The organism is Rhodococcus sp. KRD197 (assembly GCF_017168235.1).
Classification (GTDB): domain Bacteria; phylum Actinomycetota; class Actinomycetes; order Mycobacteriales; family Mycobacteriaceae; genus Rhodococcoides.
On record NZ_JABFAO010000016.1, the window covers coordinates 1 to 22645 of the forward strand.

Annotated in this window: 7 protein-coding genes and 1 pseudogene; 7 read left to right on the forward strand and 1 reads right to left on the reverse strand. The window is 65.1% G+C overall.

The window, feature by feature from the left end; genetic code table 11:
• Nucleotides 1-1948 (forward strand): acetoacetate--CoA ligase (locus J1M86_RS21960; RefSeq protein ID WP_206511368.1); only part of this gene is annotated, 1948 nt, incomplete at its 5' end.
• Here the strand turns inward: J1M86_RS21960 and J1M86_RS21965 are convergent.
• The gene (locus tag J1M86_RS21965; protein WP_307786712.1) at nucleotides 1915-2349 is read right to left on the reverse strand and encodes a thioesterase family protein; all 435 of its coding nucleotides are present in this window, start codon (nucleotides 2347-2349) and stop codon (nucleotides 1915-1917) included. The genes J1M86_RS21960 and J1M86_RS21965 overlap by 34 nt on opposite strands.
• Before the next feature lie 57 nt (nucleotides 2350-2406).
• Here J1M86_RS21965 and J1M86_RS21970 point away from each other — a divergent pair, with 57 nt between their 5' ends.
• From J1M86_RS21970 to J1M86_RS21995, 6 genes and pseudogenes are all read left to right on the forward strand, one after another.
• Complete coding sequence (locus tag J1M86_RS21970) at nucleotides 2407-3855, forward strand: amidohydrolase (RefSeq protein WP_206511369.1); 1449 nt, start codon at nucleotides 2407-2409, stop codon at nucleotides 3853-3855.
• The gene (locus tag J1M86_RS21975; RefSeq protein ID WP_075839709.1) at nucleotides 3852-4481 is read left to right on the forward strand and encodes a TetR/AcrR family transcriptional regulator; all 630 of its coding nucleotides are present in this window, start codon (nucleotides 3852-3854) and stop codon (nucleotides 4479-4481) included. The genes J1M86_RS21970 and J1M86_RS21975 overlap by 4 nt, the downstream gene beginning before the upstream one ends.
• 11 nt (nucleotides 4482-4492) lie before the next feature.
• Nucleotides 4493-4918 carry a PPOX class F420-dependent oxidoreductase gene (locus J1M86_RS21980; protein WP_206511370.1) on the forward strand — a complete coding sequence of 142 codons (426 nt, stop codon included), beginning with the start codon at nucleotides 4493-4495 and terminating at the stop codon, nucleotides 4916-4918.
• Nucleotides 4919-5263: 345 nt separating this feature from the next.
• Nucleotides 5264-21004, forward strand: coding sequence for a non-ribosomal peptide synthetase (locus J1M86_RS21985; RefSeq protein ID WP_206511371.1), 15741 nt, complete (start codon nucleotides 5264-5266; stop codon nucleotides 21002-21004).
• Complete coding sequence (locus J1M86_RS21990) at nucleotides 20949-22232, forward strand: amino acid adenylation domain-containing protein (protein ID WP_241260524.1); 1284 nt, start codon at nucleotides 20949-20951, stop codon at nucleotides 22230-22232. Before J1M86_RS21985 ends, J1M86_RS21990 begins: the two co-directional genes overlap by 56 nt.
• Nucleotides 22223-22618: pseudogene (locus J1M86_RS21995) on the forward strand (nicotinate-nucleotide diphosphorylase); the annotation flags it as partial. The gene J1M86_RS21990 and the pseudogene J1M86_RS21995, both read left to right, overlap by 10 nt.
• Between the last annotated feature and the right edge of the window lie 27 nt (nucleotides 22619-22645).

The window sequence follows — 22645 nt, forward strand, 5'->3', positions numbered from 1 at the left end:
GCAGTGGATACCGTCGGCGGCAGATATCGACGTTGCCCGGATCACCGACTTCGCTCAGCGTGTGCAGGAGCGGCATCACGTCACGTTCGAGGACTACACGGGGTTGTGGGAGTGGTCCGTGGCGAACCTCGAGCAGTTCTGGCAGATGGTGTGGGACTACTTCGGCATCACCTCGGAGACCGCACCGACTGCGGTTCTGAGCGAGTCCGGTATGCCCGGAGCGCAGTGGTTCCCGGGCGCAACGCTCAACTACGTCGATCAGATCGCCCGACACGCCAGCCGAGACACCGCAGCCATTCGCTATGTCCGTGAGGACGGGACGCGATCCCAGCTCACCTGGAGTGAGCTGTCCAGGCAGGTGGGTGCGTTGGCGCACACGCTGCGCGGCAGTGGGGTGAGCAGCGGTGACCGTGTCGTCGGCTACCTCCCCAACATTCCCGAGGCCGTGGTGGCTTTCCTGGCGACGGCGAGCATCGGTGCGATCTGGTCTGCCTGTGGACAGGACTATTCTGCCTCCGCTGCGCTCGACCGGTTGGGTCAGCTGAACCCGAAGGTGCTGATCACGGCCGACGGTTACCTCTACGGGGGCAAGTTCCGCGACAAGTCCGAGGACGTGCGGATGCTGCGCGACGGCTTGGCCACCGCGTCGACGATCCTGGTGGGCGAGCGGGTCGCCGAGGGATCGACCGATTGGGCGACGGCGACTGCGGGGGATCACGAGTGGGCCCCGGCTGCCGTACCGTTCGACCATCCGCTGTGGGTGGTGTTCTCGTCGGGCACGACAGGCTTGCCCAAGGGAATCGTGCACAGCCATGGTGGGGTGCTGCTCGAACACCTCAAAGCTGTTGCGCTGCAGTCGGACATCGGCCCAGATGACACGTTCTTCTGGTATACGAGCCCGAGCTGGATGATGTGGAACTTCCAGGTGTCGGGGTTGTTGGTGGGTTCGACGATCGTCTGCGCCGACGGCAACCCCGGTTACCCGGCGCCGGACGCTCTGTGGTCGATCGCCGCGGAGGAGGGTGTGACCTTCCTGGGTACCAGCCCTGGATACGTACTCTCGTGCATCAAGGCGGGTTCGCACCCCGCGCGCGAGCATGACCTGAGTGCCCTGCGGGCGGTCGGGATCACCGGCTCCAGCCTCCCGGCGTCCTCGTCGATGTGGTTGTCGGACCACGTGGGAGCAGACATTCCGGTGTTTTCGATCTCCGGCGGCACCGACGTCGTATCCGCATTCGCAGGGGGTGTGCGCACCATGCCGGTGTGGCCCGGTGAGCTCTCTGTGCCGTACCTCGGAGTGGCGCTCGATTCCTACGACGAGAACGGACGGCCCGTCCTCGGTGACGTCGGAGAACTCGTCGTCACGAAGCCGATGCCGTCGATGCCCGTGCGATTCTGGAACGACCCGGACGGGATTCGCTACCGCGACGCCTACTTCGACACGTTCCCGGGGATCTGGCGTCACGGCGATTGGATCACGCGCACGGAGCGGGGCAGCATCGTGGTGCACGGCAGATCCGATTCCACGCTCAACCGCAACGGTATTCGTATGGGTAGTGCCGATATCTATCAGGCGGTCGAACTGCTACCGGAGATCGTCGAATCTCTGGTACTCGGAGTCGAGTCCGAGGACGGCGGCTACTGGATGCCGCTGTTCGTCGTCCTCACCGAGGGCACCGAACTCGACGATGCCCTACGGCAGAGGATCAACGGTGTCATCCGCGAGCACGCTTCACCGCGTCACGTTCCCGACGAGATCATCGCCGCGCCGGGGATCCCGCACACCCGGACCGGAAAGAAGCTCGAAGTCCCCATCAAGCGCATCTTTCAGGGCGGGGAGAGCGCCAAGAGCCTGGACCGCAGTGCCGTCGATGTACCTGAATTGGTGGACTGGTACATCGAACGAGGACGCGATCACGACGAGGGGCGAGTCCACCGGGCCAGGTAGGCCTTCTCCTCCGCGGTGATTCTGCGCAGGGTTTCCGAGCCGACGTCGACCATCGCCATCTGCGTCGTCGCGACCACCGCGGGCGCGGAGTCGGTGGGTGCGTCTGCTGCGCGCACCTCGTATCCGATGGTGAAATCGACCGATCGGACCCGGTCGAACCACAGGGTGATGTTCAAGGGGCTGTCGCTGTGCCGAAGTGGCTTCTTGTAGGCGATGTTGACGTTCGCGATCAACGCGCTCTTGATCAGTGATTCGTTTGCATCTTCCTCGCTCAGCAGCCAGTCGATCCGAGCTTCCTCGAGGAGGGTGACCATGCGGGCGTGGTTGATATGGGCGAAGGCGTCCATGTCCGACCAACGGACCGAGACGCGGGCGGTGTAGCCGATCTGGGGGCGTGTCACCGCACCACCGTCTCACGCCGCCGGTCCCGATACGTCCTCGTGTTCTAGAGTCCGGGTGTGCTGATCAGAAATGTGATCCTGACTCCCGGCGACTGCGCGCTCGACGTGCAGACCGTCGGTGGTGCAATTGCCGAGATTTCTCCGGTGCAGCCGAACTCCCGCGCCATCGAGGGTGATGTGCTCGACGGTCGAGGCGCCGCGCTGCTCCCGTCCTTCGTCGACAGTCATCTTCACCTGACACAGTGGGCCGCGTCGCTCTCACGTATCGATGTCTCCGGGGCGGATTCCGCAGTCGATCTGGTCGACATTCTCGCGCGATCGAACGAGCGGCACGGGCACGGGATTCTCCGTGCGCAGGGTTTCCGAGACGCCCTGTGGTCGGATGCGCCGCACAAGGATCTGCTGCAGAACGCATTGCCGGGACGTCGAGCTGCCGTGACGAGCATGGATCTGCACACACTGTGGCTCAGTCCGTCCCTTCTTGCCGAGCTCGGCATCGATCACCCGACCGGGGTGTTGCGTGACCACGACTGCATGGAGGGGCTGAACGCACTCGACAAGCTGGCCGACACCGACGAGACCGACCGGGCCACGCTGGCGGCGACGGCAGAATTGGCCAGACGCGGCATCACAGCGGTGACCGATTTCGAGTACGCCGACAATCGAGCGGTGTGGAGTCGGCGATCGGAGATCGCCGCCCCGGCGGTCGACATCGACTGTGCGGTGTGGCCGGAATGGCTCGAACACGAGCTCGTCCTCGGCGCCGCCACCGGGGACATATTCGCCGAGCACGTCGCGCTCGGCCCGCTGAAAGTGATGTTCGACGGTTCGCTCAACACCCGAACAGCGTGCTGCCACGACCCCTATCCGGGCGGCGCGTCGACGGGACTGCTGCTCGAGACTCCCGAGGATCTGCACGCGATGATGGCACGGGCTCGCGGCGGGGGTATCCGTTCGGCGATCCATGCCATCGGTGACCGCGCGAACTCGCTCGCCCTCGATGCGTTCGAGTCGGTCGGAGGGGGTGGCCGCATCGAGCATGCGCAGCAGCTGCTGCCTGCAGATGTGGCTCGTTTCGCGAGGGCCGGGGTGACAGCCTCGGTGCAGCCCCAGCACGCCATGTCCGATCGGGACGTGGCCGACGAACTGTGGGGTGATCGTCGCTCGATTGCGTATCCGTACCGTTCGTTGCACCGCGCGGGTGCGCGCCTGCTCTTCGGTTCCGATGCGCCGGTGAGTCCGCCGGCGCCGTTGGCTGCCATCGCCGACGCGGTATGGCGCACCGACGACGAGCGCGCGGCGTGGCGCGCGGACGAGGCACTTGCGCTCGACGTCGCACTGACGGCCGCCTGTGGGGGCCGAGCAGCGGTCGAGGTGGGTGCGGCCGCCGACTTGGTCCTTCTGGCCGAGCACCCGGCTCTGCTGGTCAACAACGACCTCCGCGCAGTCGAAGTCCGCGGCACGATACGAGCGGGCAGGCTCACGTTCGACGGTGAAGCGCAATGACGGCGGCCGGCTCCGAGCCGGGGGACTGGCGCATCTACGACGGCACGGCTCTCCCGGCTCCGTTGGCTGCCGCGCTGGCTGCATTCGTCGAGCAGGGGTATCACGGCACATCCGTCCGAGACATTGCCGCCCGCGCAGGACTGTCGGTCCCCGGTCTCTACCACCACTACCCGTCCAAGCAGGCGCTGCTCGTCGGGCTCATGAACGCCGCCATGGACGAGTTGCTGCGGCGCTCGGAGGACGCGCAGGCGCAGGCGGGATCGTCACCTCGCTCGCGGTTCGACGCCGTCGTCGAGTCCTTGCTTCTGTTCCACATGCACAGGCGTGATCAGGCCTTCCTCGGCTCGACCGAGATACGCAGCCTCGAGCCCGAGAATCGAGAGCGCTACGTCGGCCGTCGCGACGAGCAGCAGCGCATGCTCGACGCCATCGTCCGGGCCGGGATCGACAGCGGAGACTTCGAGTTGGACGATGCCGAGGATGCCTCGCGTGCGGTGACCACCATGTGCGTCGGGGTGGCCGGCTGGTACCGACCGGACGGAGCGTTGGAACCCGATGAGCTCGTCCGCATCTATCTCGGAATCGCGCGGCGAATCGTGGGGGTCGGTGTCGGGCCCGCCGGGTAACGTTTGCGTTCATGGGATCCTTCGCTGACACCGACGTCCGGAACTTCCTCGGCCAGGGCACGCGGACCGGCAAACTCGGCTGGGTTGCCGCTGATGGACGCCCACTCGTCGCACCGGTGTGGTTCATCCTCGAGGACGAGACGATCGTGTTCAACACCGGTGCCGATACGGCCAAGGGGCGCGCGATCGCGCGCGACCCGCGCCTGGTGTTGACCGTCGATCTCGAAACACCTCCGTATGCGTTCGTCCAGGTTCAGGGGGTGGCCGAGACGTCCGAGGATCCGCAGGAGCTGGTGCGTACCGCGACGGCGATCGGCGGTCGATACATGGGTGCCGATCGCGCCGAGGAGTTCGGCAAGCGCAACGGTGTCCCCGGCGAACTGGTTGTTCGGATCCGACCGACGAAGGTGATCGCGTCACTCGACATGACCGCCTGAGGCGGCTGGCGTTTTGGTCAACCAGAAGCGGTGCCCTGTAGATTGGACCAGTGATTGCTCGGGACGATAAGGGAAGGACCGCTCCAGTGTTCGCACGCGTGCGGCGGACGTCTCGAACCAGAATCTCCGGTTCTGCAGCGCAGCCGGACCAGCCGCTATGGCGAATTCGTTGCCACCTGTAACGATCGACCTGCTCATCGAAGATATACCGAAGAGTAACTTCAATCGTCCCGGAGTGGCAGTTCGTTCCAATTGTGACAAAGACTTAGGTTTGTGTGTTCGGTGCTCGAACGGTGTCAGTGACACCGAGCGAGGGCGTGTGATTGTGGGAAAGAGAGGATTCGATTGGACCCGCTAGGTAGGGATGAATCAGCCAACGGCGGAGCTTCGGGTCACCGAGCACCGGAGTCGTCGTTTCCGCTCTCTCCCGCACAGCTGGGCATGTGGTTCGCCCAGCACGTCGATCCGTCCGTACCTGCCAACATCGCTCAGTACGTCGAGCTTCGCGGTGACCTGGACCGGGACCTTCTGCAACGGGTCTCGTCCGAGGCTGCAATGGAGATGCAGTCCGGATTCGTCCGTATCGTCGAGGTCGATTCCGAGCCGCACCAGTTCGTCGACCCCACGCTGGAAGACCCGCTGGGATACGTCGATCTGCGGAACGAGTCCGACCCCGATCGGGCAGCGCAGGAATGGATGCGCGCCGACTACAGCGCACCGATCGACATCCTCCGGGATCGGCTGATCGCTGCCACCGTTCTGCACCTCGAGGACGACCGCTACTTCTGGTTCAACCGTGTCCACCACGTGGTTCTCGACGGATTCGGTGCCGTCACGTTCATGAATCGCACGGCCGAGCTCTACACGGCCGCGGTTCAGGGGACCGAGCCCAGCGCAAACAAGTCCTCCGACCTGCGCAAGGTGTACGAGATCGACCTCGCATACCGGGATTCCACCCGCTTCGAGAGCGACCGCAAGTACTGGGCCGAGCGCATCGCCGGCATCGAGGAGGCGACCAGCCTCACCGGACGGAGCGCCGCGCCGGCGCCCGTCAGCCAGATCGACACCGTCGCCCTGGGCGAGAACACGGTCGCGCAGCTCGACGGCCTGATCTCGTCGACCGAGAGCACCTTGGCCACCGTCGTGGTGGCCGCGTTCGCGAGCTACATGGCGCAGATGACGGGCAAGGAAGACGTCGTACTGAGCCTGCCGGTGACGGCTCGAACCACCGCCGTGCTCCGGCGCTCGGGTGGCATGGTGTCCAACGTCGTTCCATTGCGACTGGCGATTGCCTCCGATACGACGGTCCAGCAGCTTCTCACCGAGGTGACCACGGCGGTATCCGGGGCTCTTCGGCACCAGCGCTACCGACACGAGGACATCCGACGCGACGCGGGCGGTGCCAGCGGGCAGGCGTCGTTCTTCGGTCCGTGGGTCAACATCATGTTGTTCTTCGGCGAGGTTCGGCTCGGCGACATGGTCGGCGGGATCAACATTCTCTCCACGGGCCTGATCGAGGATTTCGGTCTCAACCTGTATCAGAGCGTGGCCGGCAGTACGACGCACATCGATTTCGAATCGAACCCCAACCTGTACTCCTCGGAGGAGTCGGCGCGCAATCACGCGAGGTTCGTCGAGTTTCTCGACAGGTTCGTTGCGGCGCCTCCGAGCGCGCGAGTATGGGACCTCGAACTCGTCACCGCAGCCGAGCAGAAATCGGTCCTGACGCTGTGGAACGAGACCGACCACGAGATCGCTCCGCGCACGCTGCTGTCGGACTTTCACGCCCGGGTCGACGCAGATCCGGACGCGACGGCGCTGATCTACGAGAGAACCACGCTGAGCTACGGCGAACTCGGTGCCCGGGTGAGCGCGGTGGCTCGATTGCTGATCGAGCAGGGTGTCGGGCCGGAAACGCTCGTCGGGCTCTCCATCCGTCGTTCGCTCGACCTCGTCGTCGCGATGTACGGCATCGTCGAAGCGGGTGGTGCGTGGGTACCCATCGACCCCGATCACCCGGCCGAGCGCACGGGGTACATCCTCGAATCCGCGCAACCCCTCTGTGTTCTCACGGTCGCTCGGGACGGCATCGAATTGCCGGCCGGCACCGAGGTCATCGAGATCGATCGCCTGGACTACGAGTCGATGGACTCCGCCCGCGTCGAGGACTCGGACCGGGCCGGCCCGCTGCGGCTCGACAACACCGCCTACGTCATCTACACCTCGGGTTCGACCGGTCGTCCGAAAGGCGTGGCGGTCTCGCACGCTGCGATCGACAACCAGTTGCAGTGGATGCGCACCGAGTACGCCCTCGACGCGTCGGACGTGTATCTGCAGAAGACAGCCACGACGTTCGACGTGTCGCTGTGGGGCTTCTTCCTGCCGCTCCAGGTCGGTGCCAGCATGGTGCTGGCCACCCCGGACGGCCACCGCGATTCGATCTACGTGGCCGACAAGATCGCCGAACACGCAGTCACCGTCACCGACTTCGTCCCGTCGATGCTCACCGTGTTCGTCTCCAACGCTCCCGTCGGCACCTGCAGCAGTCTGCGCCACGTCTTCGTCATCGGGGAGGCGCTGCCCGCCGAAACCGCCGCTGCCTTCCGTGAGCTCACCGACGCCGGATTGCACAACCTCTACGGTCCCACCGAGGCCGCGGTCTCGGTCACCTATTACCGAAGCGGGCCTCAGGACACCCGCACCGTTCCCATCGGTGTTCCGGAATGGAACACCAAGACTTACGTCCTCGACAGTCGACTACGTCCCAGTCCCATCGGCGAGGCCGGGGAGCTCTACCTCTCGGGTGTGCAGCTCGCGCGCGGGTACGTGGGCCGCCCCGACCTCAGTGCGGACCGCTTCGTTGCCGACCCGTTCTCCAGCGTCGGCGATCGGATGTACCGAACGGGCGACCTCGTCCGGTGGCGCGCCGACGGCACCATCGACTACATCGGTCGTACCGACTTCCAGGTCAAGTTCCGCGGCCAGCGAATCGAACTGGGCGAGATCGAGACAGTTCTGCTCGCCCACGAGGCCATCTCGCAGGCGGTGGCGCTGGTGGTTCCCACCGCAACCGGTGAGCAGCTCGTCGCCTATGTCGTGCCCGGCCCCGGGGCCACGGCCACGGCCGCCGAGGCCATCGAGTTCGCCGGACGGTCGTTGCCGTCCTATATGGTTCCCGCCTCGGTGATGGTGCTGGAGGCGCTTCCGCTCAACACCAGCGGCAAGTTGGATCGAAAAGCGTTGCCGGAACCGGTGTTCACGAGCGCGAAGACCTATCGTGCCCCGCACAGTCACGCCGAGTACGTCGTGGCCGGTGTGTTCGAGGACGTCCTCGGCGCCGACCGCGTCGGACTCGATGAAGACTTCTTCGAGCTCGGTGGCAACTCGCTGATCGCCACCCAACTCGTCACCCGGGTGGGTACCGCGCTGGGCATCAGACTCGGTGTGCGCGAGTTGTTCGAGGCCCCTACGGTGGGGGCACTCGCGGCGCGTGCCGAAACTGCGCTCGAGCAGGGCTCGTCGAGCCCTGAGCTCGTGGCGGGCAAGCGTCCGGACGTGCTACCCCTGTCGCTGGCGCAGCAGCGGATGTGGTTCCTCAACCGCTTCGACCCCGAGACCGCCGCATACAACCTGCCGTTCATGGTCCGATTGACCGGCAAGGTCGACGCACGCGCGCTGTCGCAGGCGTTCGGCGACGTAGTCGCGCGGCACGAAACTCTGCGCACCATCTACCCACAGGTCGACGAGTCGCCGCAGCAGATCATTCTGCGCACCGAGGACGTGTTCTCCGAGCTGCAGGCCACGAGCGTCGACGAGGCTGCGTTGATGCCCGCTCTGGTCGAGTTGGCCCAGGGTGGGTTCGACGTGTCGAGCGAGGCGCCCTTCCGGATCGAGCTGTTCCGACTCACCGAAACAGATCACGTCCTGGCGATGGTGCTGCACCACATCGCCGCCGACGGCTCCTCGTTCGGTCCCCTCGCACGCGACATCATGGTGGCCTACGCCGCCCGCGCGAACGGTGACGCGCCCGGCTGGGAGCCGCTGGACATCCAGTACGCCGATTACGCGCTGTGGCAGCGCCGGGTGCTGGGACAGGAAAGCGACGAGGCGTCGCTGTCCGCGCAGCAGATCGGGTACTGGTTGCGGACGCTCGACGAGTTGCCCGACCAGCTCGACCTCCCGTCCGACCGGCCTCGTCCGGCTGTCGCCACGAACGGTGGAGCCAAGAGCCGTTTCGTCATCGACGCACGAATTCACAAGGGCCTGAGCGAGGTTGCTCGGTCGCATCAGGCATCGCTGTTCATGGTCGTTCAGGCCGCCTATGCCGCATTGCTCTCGCGGCTGAGTGGTACCACCGATATCGCGATGGGTGCTCCCATCGCCGGTCGAGCGCACGAGCAGCTCGACGACATCATCGGCATGTTCGTCAACACCCTCGTCTTGCGTGCTCGCGTCGAGCCGCAACATTCGTTCGACGAGTTGCTCGATCAGGTTCGCAACACCAACCTGTCGGCATTCGCGCACGCAGACATCCCCTTCGAACGCCTCGTCGAGGTACTCAACCCGGCGCGCTCGTCAGCCCGTCACCCCCTGTTCCAGGTTGCTCTGTCGTTGGAGCGGGCCCGCGAACGCGAACTGAACTTCGCCGGCCTGCGGGCCTCCGCGGAGGAGCTGGACGTACCGATAGCCAAGTTCGATCTGCAACTGTGGCTCACCGAGAACCACGACGAGTCGGGGCGGCCAGCCCAGATCGACGCAACCTTCGAATACGCGACGGATCTGTTCGACGCCGCCACGATCGAGGGCTTCGCCGACCGATTCCTGCGCATCCTCGATGCCATCGTGACGGATTCCTCGGTGCCCCTCGGTGCCATCGACATTCTTGCGCCCGACGAGGCCGACAGGTTGACTTCCGTGCACGGCGGAGTAGTGCAATCGCAACGTTTGCTGCCGGAGTTCCTTGCCGCAGGTGTGAGCACCAATCCTGGCGGAGTGGCGGTCCGAACCGCGGACGGCGAGTTGAGCTACCGCGAGCTCGACGCGATCACCGATCGACTCGCCCGCTATCTCGTCGACCGCGGTATCGGCCCAGAGAAGGTCGTTGCGCTCGCATTTCCACGTTCGATGGAAATGGTCGTCTCGATCTGGGCCGTCGCGAAGTCCGGGGCCGCATGGGTTCCGGTCGATCCGGAGTACCCCGTCGACCGGGTGCGTCACATCCTCTCCGACTCGGGAGCGGTCGTCGGCATCACCTCCTCGGCGCGCATCGAGGAACTGCCGGGCACCTGCGACTGGTGGGCCATCGACGATGCCGCTCTCGGCAAAGCGGTGGAGAGTTACCCGGCCGAGACGGTCTCCGATGCCGATCGAACCACGCCGCTCCGGTTCGATCATCTCGCCTACGTCATCTACACCTCCGGGTCCACGGGCCTACCCAAGGGTGTCAGTGTCACCCATCGCGGGCTTTCCGGTCTGGTGGATCAGTCCCGCGAGCTCTACCGGGTGACGCCGCAATCGCGCTTCCTGCACGTCATTTCACCCAGCTTCGACCCGTCTGTGCTCGAATGGGCACTGACCGCCTCGGCCGGCGCAACACTCGTCGTAGCGCCGCCGTCGATCATCGGTGGCCCCGAGCTACGCACGTTGTTCGCCGATGCCGGTGTCACCCACGCCATCATCACCCCGGCGGTGCTCGGGTCGATGGACCCCGCCGGCCTCGACGACCTGGAACTGCTCTCGGTCGGTGGCGAGGCCTCGGCGCCCGATCTGGTCTCACGCTGGGCCCGTGGTCGACGCTTCTTCAACGCGTACGGGCCGACCGAGACAACGATCGTCTCCACCCGAGCCGAGCTGTTCGTGGGCGAGCCGATCACGGTCGGCTCGCCCGTTCCCGGCGTCGGTGCCCTCATTCTGGATTCGCGCCTGCAGCCCGTCCCCACAGGTGTCGCAGGTGAGCTCTATCTGTCGGGCGAAGCCGTCGCTCGCGGCTACTACCAGCGCGAGAAGCTGACAGCGGAGCGCTTCGTCGCGGATCCGTACGGGCCCGCCGGTAGTCGCATGTATCGCACCGGAGACGTCGTCCGGTGGACGAAGGATTTCGCGATCGAGTACGTCGGTCGCTCCGATTTCCAGGTCAAGGTCCGCGGGTTCCGCATCGAGCTCGGTGAGATCGACGCGGCCCTGGAAACATTCCCCGCAGTCACGTTCGCGGCGACGCTCGGTCACACGATGGCCTCGGGGCAGACGGCCCTGGTGTCCTATGTCCACGGATCAGTCGGCATCGACAGTGACGAGCTGACGAAGTACGTCGCGCGGATTCTGCCGAGCTACATGGTTCCGTCGTCGGTCATCGTTCTCGACGAGGTGCCGCTGACGCCGATCGGCAAGCTCGATCGGCGGGCGCTGCCGGAACCGGAACTGGGCATCAGCTTCCGCCAGTTCCGGGCTCCGACCACGCCCATCGAGGAGACGGTCGCGAACGTGTTCGGCGACGTCCTCGGTGCACCCGTCGTCGGCCTCGACGACGACTTCTTCGAACTCGGCGGTAACTCTCTGATCGCCACGCAGGTGGTCGCTCGACTGGGGGCCGCTCTCGACGCCCAGGTGCCGGTGCGCGCGATCTTCGAATCGCCCACGGTGGCTCAGCTGGCGATCCGGGTCGAGCAGGAAGCCGGCCGGGGCGCGCGCATCGCGCTGTCCAGGAGCGTTCGCCCCGAACGTATTCCGCTGTCGCTCGCGCAGCAGCGCATGTGGTTCCTCAACCGGTTCGACACCGAGTCGGCGACGTACAACCTGCCGATCGCGCTGAGGCTGTCGGGTGTATTGGACGTGCCTGCACTGCAGGTCGCGATCATGGACGTCATCGATCGGCACGAATCGCTGCGCACGGTGTTCCCCGACTCGGCGGAAGGCCCGCATCAGGTCATTCAGGACGCGGCGCAGATCGTACCGAATCTGATGCCGGTGGAGACGACGGCGCGAGACCTGCAACGTGCCATAGCGCAGATCGCCTCGGGCGGATTCGACGTCACCGCCGATGTTCCCGTGCGAGCTCAGCTGTTCGAGATCGCCCCCACTGAGCATGTGTTGACGATTGTCGTGCACCACATCTCTGCGGACGGCTGGTCGTTGGGGCCGCTGGCACGCGATGTGATGGTCGCCTATGCCGCCCGTACGGAATGGGAATCTCCGGGCTGGGTGCCGCTTGCGGTGCAGTACGCGGATTACACCCTGTGGCAGCGCGCGACGCTCGGATCCGAGGACGACGCGCACTCGTTGATCTCGCAGCAGGTCGAGTACTGGAAGAATGCTCTGCGCGGTGTTCCGGACCAACTGGATCTGCCGACCGATCGGCAGCGGCCCGCGCGTCAGTCGTTCGTCGGTGGCACAGTCGGTTTCGAGATCGAGCCGCGCATTCACCGTGGTTTGTTGGACCTGGGGCGCGAGCGAAATGCGTCACTGTTCATGGTGGTCCATGCGGCACTGGCAGTTCTGCTGGCCCGCTTGTCGGGCACCGATGACATCGTCATCGGTACGCCGGTCGCAGGCCGAGGCGAGCAAGCGCTCGACGATGTCGTCGGCATGTTCGTCAACACGCTCGTGCTGCGGACCGAGGTGGACGGGCACGAATCGTTCAACGAGCAGTTGGCGCTCGCCCGTGAGGCCGCGCTCGGTGCCTTTGCGCACTCGGACATTCCGTTCGAGCGACTCGTCGAGGTGCTCAACCCGGCGCGGTCGACGGCCCGTCACCCGTTGTTCCAGGTGATGCTCTCGTTCGAGAATCTCGGTCCGACTCATCTCGACCTGCCTGCGCTGAGCATCGACAGCGTCGATCTCGATGTCGCCGTGGCGAAGTTCGATCTTCAGTTGACGTTGACCGAGCAGCTGACCGGCAGCGGTCACGCCGACGGTCTGGCTGCCGAATTCACCTACGCCACAGATCTGTTCGACGAATCGACGGTTCGAGCCTTTGCTGATCGATTCCTGCAGATACTCGATGCGGTCATCGAGGACTCGTCGGTGCCGGTCGGAGACATCGAGCTCTACGATGCGGTCGAGCGTGGCCTGATTCTCAAGTCCTGGAACAACACGGCCCACGATCTCGATTCCAGCGCAACAGTTCTCGATGCATTCGATGCGCAGGTGGCCGCGCAACCCGACGCCGTAGCCGTGGTGTTCGACGGCGTGTCGATCACCTACGCCGAGCTCGACGCACGAGTCAACCGTCTCGGGCGATACCTGGTGACGCTGGGTGCTGGACCCGAGGTTTCGGTTGCGGTAGCAATGCGCCGTTCGCTCGACATGATCGTGGCGCTCTACGCGGTTCTGCGTTCAGGTGCCGCGTACGTCCCGGTCGATCCCGACCAGCCACTCGAGCGCAACGACTACATTCTCTCCGTCGCGGTCCCCGTGGCCGTACTCACCACCGCCCACGAGAATTTCGCTGCGCCGAGCGGGGCGGATGTCGTCGCGGTGGACCGAATCGAGCTCGGCGGGTTCTCTGCCGAGGCCTTCACCGCGAGCGACCGTCGTGCGCCGCTTCGCGGAGACAATCTTGCCTACGTCATCTTCACCTCCGGCTCGACAGGCCGACCCAAGGGTGTCGCAGTCTCACACGCCGCCGTGGTGAACCAGGTGTCCTGGCTGGTGGCCGAGTACGGCCTCGACTCGAGCGATGTCGTCCTGCAGAAGACACCGTTCACCTTCGACGTCTCGGTCTGGGAGCTCTTCGGCGCTCTCGCCTGCGGCGCGCGACTGGTGGTCGCCGAGCCCGACGGTCACCGAGATCCGGGCTACCTCGTCTCGGTCATCGAGTCCCAGGGTGTAACCGCGACATCGTTCGTTCCGTCGATGCTCTCTGCTTTCGTCTCCTCGGTCGGTGCCGGTGGGTGCGCTTGCCTGCGGTCGGTGCTGGTGGCGGGTGAGGCTCTGCCGGTATCAGTGGTGGAGTCCGCCGCTGCGGCGCTACCCGGTGCCGTCATTCACAACCTCTACGGGCCGACGGAGTTCGCGGTGCACGCCACCGCCCGCCCGGTCGCCGGTGTGGACGGATGGTCCGTCACAGGTGTTTCCGTGCCGATGGGTACGCCGGTCTGGAATGCGCGTGTGCTGGTGCTGGATTCGCGGCTGCGGCCCGTGCCCATCGGTGTCGCAGGTGAGCTGTACCTGAGCGGTGCGCAGGTGGCGCGCGGCTACTTCGGTCGGGCAGACCTGTCGGCTGATCGATTCGTGGCCTCGTTGTTCGACGATGGTGCGCGGATGTATCGCACCGGTGACCTCGTTCGATGGACCGCGGCAGGGGAGCTGGAGTACCTGGGCCGGACCGATTTCCAGGTCAAGCTGCGCGGTCTGCGGATCGAGCTCGGCGAGATCGAATCGGCGCTGAACGGGCACGATTCGATCGCTCAGGCGGTGGTGCTGGTTCGCTCGGAGCAGTTGGTCGCGTACGTCGTTCCTGCCACTGGCACGGCAATCGACACAGGCGCCTTGCAGAGCGCGGTGGGCCGCGGCCTGCCGTCCTACATGATCCCGTCTGCGTTCGTGGTGCTGGGTGCTTTGCCGGTGGGCGCTTCCGGCAAGCTCGACCGGGCTGCTCTGCCCGACCCGGTCTTCGAATCCAAAGAGTTCCGTGCTCCGCGCACACCGGTCGAGGAGATCGTCGCAGGCGTCTTCGCGCAGGTCCTCGATGTGCCGCGCGTGGGACTCGACGACGACTTCTTCGAACTCGGTGGCAACTCACTGGTCGCTACGCAGGTTGTCTCCCGCGTCGGCGCAGCCCTCGGCGCACGCGTGCCGGTTCGAGTTCTGTTCGAGGCCTCGACTGTCGAGGCGCTGGCCTCGCGCGCGGAATCGCACATCGGCGGCGGTCGAGTTCCGCTCGTTGCCGGTACTCGTCCGGACCGCATTCCGCTCTCGCTCGCTCAGCAGCGCATGTGGTTCCTCAATCGCTTCGACACCGAATCGGCGGCCAACAATCTCCCGGTCGCCATCCGGCTGTACGGGGCCCTGGACGTGTCGGCTCTGCAGGCCGCCATCGCGGACCTGCTCGAACGGCACGAGTCTCTGCGTACCGTCTACCCGGAATCGGATGGTGTTGCCGCGCAGGTGATTCTGCCGACCAACGCGGCAGTGCCTGTCCTGACGCCGGTGTCGGTGACCGAGAGCGAACTACCCGCTCGCATCGTCTCCGTCATGTCGCGAGGATTCGACGTGACAACCGAAGTGCCGCTGCACGCCGAATTGTTCGCGATCTCCGACCAGGATTTCGTGCTGGTGTTCGTTGCGCACCACATCAGCGCCGACGGTTGGTCCATGGGTCCGCTCACCCGGGATGTGATGCTGGCGTACGCGTCCCGCACTGTGGGCGAGGCACCGGGCTGGCCACCGCTGCCCGTGCAGTACGCCGACTACACCCTTTGGCAACGCGAGGTTCTCGGCGATGAGAACGACTCGGCTTCGCTGATTTCGACGCAGGCTGCGTTCTGGAAGAAGGAACTCGCCGGCCTCCCCGAGGAACTCGTGTTGCCCTTCGATCGGCCGCGCCCCGCCGTCCAATCGTTCGAAGGTGGGACGAGTCGGTTCCGCATCGACGCTGAGCTCCATCGCGATCTCGTCGCCATGGCACGCCGAACCGGAACCACACTGTTCATGGTGGTTCACTCAGCCCTCGCGGTACTGCTCGCGCGGTTGTCCGGCACCTCGGACATCGCCATCGGCACACCGATCGCGGGCCGCGGCGAGGCCGAACTCGACGATGTCATCGGCATGTTCGTCAACACGCTCGTGTTGCGGTCGGATGTGGAGAGCAGCCGAAGCTTCGTCGAGCTGCTCGACGCCAACCGCGAGAGCGACCTCAAGGCGTTCGGCCACGCAGACATCCCGTTCGAGCGACTGGTCGAGATTCTCAACCCGGAGCGGTCCACGGCCAGACACCCGCTGTTCCAGGTCGCACTCTCGTTCCAGAATCTGCCCGAGACCAGTTTCGAGCTACCGGGTTTGAAGATCAGTGCTGTCGATTTCGACGTCGACGTGGCCAAGTTCGACCTCTCGCTGCTGTTGTCCGAACACACCGACGACACCGGTGCGCAAACGGGCATCTCGGCCGAGTTCACATATGCGAGCGCTCTGTTCGACGAGGACACGGTCGAGGTCTTCGCTCGACGGTTCGTACGCATCCTGCGCGCCGCGGTCTCGACGCCACAGCGCCCGGTCGGAGATCTGCCGATTCTCGGCGACGAGGAATACGACTGGTTGACGCATGTGCACGGTGACGCGGTCACCCACGGTGGAACGCTGCCCGAGATCTTCGGTCGCGGCGTCGCGATCAATCCGGACGGCGTGGCGGTGCGCGCTGACGGCCGCTCGATCACCTACCGCGAACTCGACACGGCGTCGACTCGTCTGGCACGAGCATTGATCGCGCGTGGGGCCGGCCCGGACAGTATCGTCGCGCTCGCTTTCCCTCGGTCGTACGAGATGGTGCTCTCGGTCTGGGCCGTTGCCAAGTCCGGTGCTGCGCATCTGCCCGTCGACCCGTCCTATCCCGTCGGTCGCGTCGAGCACATGCTCGCCGATTCCGGCGCGATCCTCGGAATCACCTCCACCGAATATGTCCACGCTCTCCCGGCGACAACCGACTGGATGTCGATCGACACGACCGAATTCGCGGCAATGGTGGGCGCGCAATCCGAGGCGCCCGTCACGGACTCGGACAGGACCTCGCCGCTGGCCATCGATCATGCCGCCTACATGATCTACACCTCCGGTTCGACCGGGCTGCCGAAGGGCGTCGTGGTGACGCACAGTGGACTCGGCGGTGTTCTCGATGCAGCCACCGATCTCTACCACCTCGATGCGACCTCGCGTTTTCTGCACATCTGTTCACCGAGCTTCGACCCGTCGGTGCTCGAATGGATGGCGGCCTTCTCCGAGGGTGCAACCCTTGTGGTGGTGCCCTCGAGGATCATCGGCGGCGACGATCTCGCCGACCTGCTCAAAGCGGAGCAGGTCAGTCACACGATCATCACTCCGGCCGTTCTCGGAACGATGGATCCGTCCGGTATCGACAGCCTGAAGGTGGCCTCCGTCGGTGGCGACGTCACCACCCCCGATCTGCTTGCCCGCTGGTCGGCGGGGCGCAAGTACTTCAACGGTTACGGCCCCACCGAGACGACCATCATCTCGACATTCGCCGAGTTACGACCAGGTATGCCGATCACGGTCGGACGCCCGATCCACGGAATGTCCGCGCTCGTTCTCGACAACCGTCTCAATCCGGTGCCGGTCGGTGCCGCGGGTGAGCTCTATCTCGCCGGTGGAGCGTTGGCGCGTGGCTATCACGCACGCGAGGATCTGACTTCTTCTCGCTTCGTGGCCAATCCATACGGTGCTCCGGGAGCCCGGATGTACCGGACCGGTGACATCGTGCGGTGGACGTTCGGATCCGACGCCGTGCTCACCGACCCGAGCACAGTGAACATCGAATTCGTCGGCCGATCCGACTTCCAGATCAAGGTGCGCGGATTCCGCGTCGAGCTCGGTGAGATCGACGCGGCACTGGTGCAGCACCCGGACGTTTCCTTCGCGGCTACCCTGGGCCGCGAGCTACCCAACGGCACAACAGGACTCGTCTCGTACGTGTTGCCTGCCCGCAACTCCACTGTCGACACAGCCGAGCTCGCGTCCTTCGTTGCGCGCATGCTCCCGAGTCACATGGTGCCGTCCTCGATCATCGTTCTCGATTCGGTACCGCTGACACCGGTCGGCAAGCTCGACCGGGCCGCGCTGCCGGAGCCGGTATTCGAGCAGCAGGAATTCCGCGGCGCGAGCAACGAGATCGAGTCGATCATCGCCGAGGTGTTCGCCGATGTTCTGAACATCGAACGGGTCAGCGTCGACGAGTCGTTCTTCGCGCTCGGCGGTGACAGCATCGTTTCCATTCAGCTGGTGTCGCGGGCTCGGGCTCGGGGCATTTCGTTCACCCCGCGCGATGTCTTCGAACGTAAGTCGGTCGTCGGTCTCGCCGAGGTAGCGACCGTGCTCGGTGAGACGCTCGAACGCCCGACGGTGGAGGAATTGCCGGGCGGGGGAGTCGGCCCGCTGGCTCTGACTCCGATCATGAGGTCGATCGTGGAGGGCCCGGGAGGCTTCGGACGCTTCGCGCAGTCCGTGGCCGTCGTACTTCCCACCGGCATCGAACACGGACTGCTCACCCGAACGCTCGCAGCCGTGGTCGATCACCACGACGTGCTGCGTTCGGTGGTCGAGCGAGCAGCGGGCGGTGAGTGGACGTTCCGTGTCCGCGAGTCCGGCACCGTCGATATCGACGCCCTGCTGGTCCGTGTGACCTCGGATCCGTCGATCGACGACGCCGCACTTCGCGCACGCGCCGAGGAAGCGCTCGACTCGGCGAAGGGTCGCCTGGATCCGGAATCGGGACGGATGCTCGAAGTTGTTTGGTTCGACTTCGACGACAATGGCGGGGCGCCGCGGCCGGGAATTCTGCTCGTCGTCGCGCACCACTTCGTCGTCGACGGCGTGTCGTGGCGAATTCTCCTGCCCGATCTGGCGATCGCGTGGGGACAGGGAGCCGCCGAACAGGCCATTGCACTGGCTCCGGTCGGCACCTCCATGCGTCGATGGGCGCACGGGCTCGTCGACGCGGCGCACGAGCGCACACGCGAGGCCGAGGTCACGCTGTGGACCGAGATTCTCGCGGGCGCCGACCCACTGCTGGGTGCGCGTGCGTTCGACCCACGCGTCGATACGTTGTCGACCACCGACCGTGTCGATGTCGAACTGTCGGAATCGGTCACCGAGGCCGTTCTGACGCGTGTCCCCGGCTCGTTCAACGGTGGCGTGAACGACGGTCTGCTCGCAGCTCTTGCGCTGGCACTGACGAAGTGGCGTGCGCGCAGAGGCACCGAATTCGCCGAGGTGCTCATCAAACTCGAGGGGCACGGCCGCGAGGAGGACATGGTGCCCGGCGCCGATCTCTCCCGCACGGTCGGGTGGTTCACCAGCGCTTTCCCCGTCCGCCTCGACCTGAACGGAATCGACGTTCGCGATGCGTTCGCCGGCGGCCCGGCAATGGGCTCGGCCGTCAAGGCGGTCAAGGAACAGTTGCTCGCCATCCCCGACAAGGGCATGGGCTTCGGACTGCTTCGGTATCTCAATGGTGAGACCGGGAAGATTCTCGAATCAGCGGCGAGCCAGCCTCAGGTCAGCTTCAACTACCTGGGACGTGTTTCCACCGAGGGCATCTCGGAGGAACTCACCGGGGGTGCGTGGCTGCCGTCCAAGATTCTCGCCGACGTCGGCGCGCCGGGTGATCCCGATATGCCGGCCAACGCCGGTGTCGATATCAACTCGGCAGTGGTGGATACGGTGGACGGGCCACGGCTGACCGCGAGTCTCACCTTCCCGCAGGGCTTTCTGTCCCGTGAAGACGTCGCCGAACTCGCCGACCTGTGGAGCGAGGCTCTCACGGCACTGACCGAACACGTCGTCGGCGGTGATGCCGGAGGTCTCACGCCCTCGGACGTGCCGTTGGTTTCGGTGTCGCAGAACGACATCGACACGTGGGAAGCGAATTTCGAGCGTGTCGCGCAGTCGCGTCTCTCCGACATCTGGTCGCTCGCCCCGCTGCAATCGGGTCTGCTGTTCCACGCACTGATCTCGGCCGACTCGGTGGACGTCTACACCATGCGGGTGTTGCTGAAACTCAGTGGCATCGTCGACCATGACCGGTTGCGTGCAGCCGCGCAGGCGTTGCTCGACCGGTACGAGAATCTGCGGACCGCGTTCGTACAGAATGCCGACGGCACGTCGGTGCAAATCGTCCTCGAACGCGTCGACGTTCCCTGGCGCGAGGTGGATCTGAGCGATCGGACTGTCGACGAGCGGGAAGCGGCTTTCGACGAGCTTCGTATCCGCGACAAGGCCGAGCACTTCGATCTGACCGCTGCGCCGCTGATGCGGTTCACGCTGGTGAAGATGTCCGAGTCCGAACACCGGTTCCTCGTGTCGAGCCACCACCTCCTGCTCGACGGCTGGTCGACCCCGCTGCTGATGCGGGACCTGTTGGCGCTCTACGCCCTTCGTGGAGACGCCGCAGCGCTGCCGCGGGTGCGGTCGTACCGCGCTTTCCTGGCCTGGGTTGCCGAGCAGGACGCCGAGGCGTCCAAGCAGAAGTGGATCGACACCCTCGCTGGTGTCGAAGAACCGACAATGTTGTCCTCGGTCGATCAGAACCGCGCCGTCTCCGCCGTTGCCGCGAAGATCGAGCTCGATCTGAGCACGCAGCTGACAGCGTCACTGCAGTCGGTGGGTGCACGCCTCGGCGTCACCCTCAACACGATGGTGCAGGCAGCGTGGGGTCTGCTGCTGGGACGCTCGGTCGGCAGCGAAGACGTCGTGTTCGGCGCAACCGTCTCCGGTCGCCCTGCCGGTCTCGCCGGTGTCGAGTCGATGGTCGGGCTCTTCATCAACACCCTGCCCGTGCGGGTTCGCTACGACGGTCACGAGTCGATCGAATCGATGCTGCTGCGCTTGCAGGGTGAGCAGGCAGATCTGCTCGAGCACCATCACGTGGGTCTCAACGAGATCCAGCGAGCAGCCAACCTCGGAGCACTCTTCGACACGTTGACCGTGTTCGAGTCCTACCCGGTCGATCAGGCTGGTCTCGCCGAACAAGCGAAGAACATCGACGGCATGTCCGTCGCCGACGTGGCCCTCGAAGACGCAACGCACTACCCGCTCACGCTGCTCATCGCCGCGGATACCCGCGTGCATCTGCAGCTGAAGTACCTGACCGACGTGTTCGCTGCCACGGACGTTGCCGCCATGATGGACCGGTTGGGGCGCATCCTCGAGGCCTTTGCCTCCGATCAGAGTGTCCCCGTTGGCGACATCGATCTGTCGGGTCCGGGGGAGCGGGCGTTGGTGGCGGGGGTCAATGATACTGGTTTCGAGGTTGATGGTTCGGCGACGTTGGTGTCGTTGTTTGCTGCGCAGGTGGCGGTGTCGCCGGATGCGGTGGCGGTTGTCGGGTCCGGGGGAGCGGGCGTTGGTGGCGGGGGTCAATGATACTGGTTTCGAGGTTGATGGTTCGGCGACGTTGGTGTCGTTGTTTGCTGCGCAGGTGGCGGTGTCGCCGGATGCGGTGGCGGTGACTTTCGAGGGTGTGTCGTTGACGTATGCGGAGTTCGATTCTCGGTCGAATGTGGTGGCGCGTGCGTTGATTGCGCGGGGTGTGGGTGTGGAGTCGTTGGTGGGGTTGGCGGTTCGGCGGTCGTTGGATTTGATGGTGGGGTTGTATGGGGTGGTGAAGGCTGGTGCGGGGTATGTGCCGGTGGATGTGGATCAGCCTGCGGATCGGGTGCAGTACATTCTCGAGACTTCGGGTGTTGGGTTGGTGTTGACGACCTCTCGTGATGGTTTCGGTGTTGATGGCGGTGCCGATGATGTGTCGGTGTTGTGTGTGGATGAGATTTCGGGGGGTTCGTTTTCCGATGCTGCTGTTTCCGATGGTGATCGGATCGGTGTGTTGCGGCCGGGGAATGTGGCGTATGTGTTGTTCACGTCGGGGTCGACGGGTCGGCCGAAGGGGGTGTCGGTCAGTCATGGGGCGATTGTGAATCGGTTGGTGTGGATGCAGGAGCGGTATGGGCTGGATGCGCGGGATGTGGTGGTGCAGAAGACGCCGGTGACGTTCGATGTGTCGGTGTGGGAGTTGTTTTGGCCGTTGCAGGTGGGTGCGCGGTTGGTGGTGGCGAGGCCTGATGGTCATCGTGATCCGGTGTATTTGGCTGAGTTGATGGGTGTGGAGGGTGTGTCGGTGGCGCATTTTGTGCCGTCGATGTTGGCGGTGTTCGCGGCGGAGGAGGCTGCGGTTGGGGTGGGGTCGTTGCGGTGGGTGTTTGCTTCGGGTGAGGCGTTGCCGGTGTCGACGGCGCGGGCGATCCAGGTTGCGTTGCCGGGGGTTCGGTTGGTGAATTTGTATGGTCCGACTGAGGCTGCGGTGGATGTGACGTTCCATGAGTTCGATGGTGCGGTGGATGTTTCGTCTGTGCCGATTGGTCGGCCGGTGTTCAATACGCGGGTGTTGGTGTTGGATTCTCGGTTGCGTGTGGTGCCGGTGGGGATGGTGGGGGAGTTGTATTTGGCGGGTGTGCAGTTGGCGCGGGGGTATCACGGTCGTGCGGAGTTGACGGCGGATCGTTTTGTGGCGGATCCGTTCGATTCTGCTGGTGGTGGTCGGTTGTATCGGACGGGTGATGTGGTTCGGTGGTCGGCTGAGGGTGAGTTGGAGTAGGCGTCAACCATCGCATGGGGCTGGGCGACGCCGCCCTGATCAAGGACAACCATGTCGTCGCGGCCGGATCGGTGGTGGCAGCGCTGAAGGCGGTGCGCGCAGCTGCGCCCGATATCGAGTGCGAGGTGGAGGTCGACAGCCTCGAGCAGCTCGACGCTGTGCTCGCGGAGGACGTCGAGCTGGTTCTGCTGGACAACTTCGCTCTCTGGCAGACGCAGATGGCCGTACAACGCCGCGACAAGCTGTCTCCGATGACGCGCCTGGAATCCTCCGGCGGACTCACGCTCGATGTGGCACACGACTACGCGAGGACCGGAGTGGACTTCCTGGCGGTCGGTGGCCTCACACATTCGGTGCGGGCGCTCGATCTCGGGCTGGACATGTGAAGACCGGGTTCGCGCGCAGTTCGGCGT

Coding starts and splice junctions, on each gene's coding strand:
- J1M86_RS21980 (WP_206511370.1), top strand. CDS start 4,493: ATGGGATCCTTCGCTGACACCGACGTCCGGAACTTCCTCGGCCAGGGC.
- J1M86_RS21990 (WP_241260524.1), top strand. CDS start 20,949: ATGCGGTGGCGGTTGTCGGGTCCGGGGGAGCGGGCGTTGGTGGCGGGG.
- J1M86_RS21975 (WP_075839709.1), top strand. CDS start 3,852: ATGACGGCGGCCGGCTCCGAGCCGGGGGACTGGCGCATCTACGACGGC.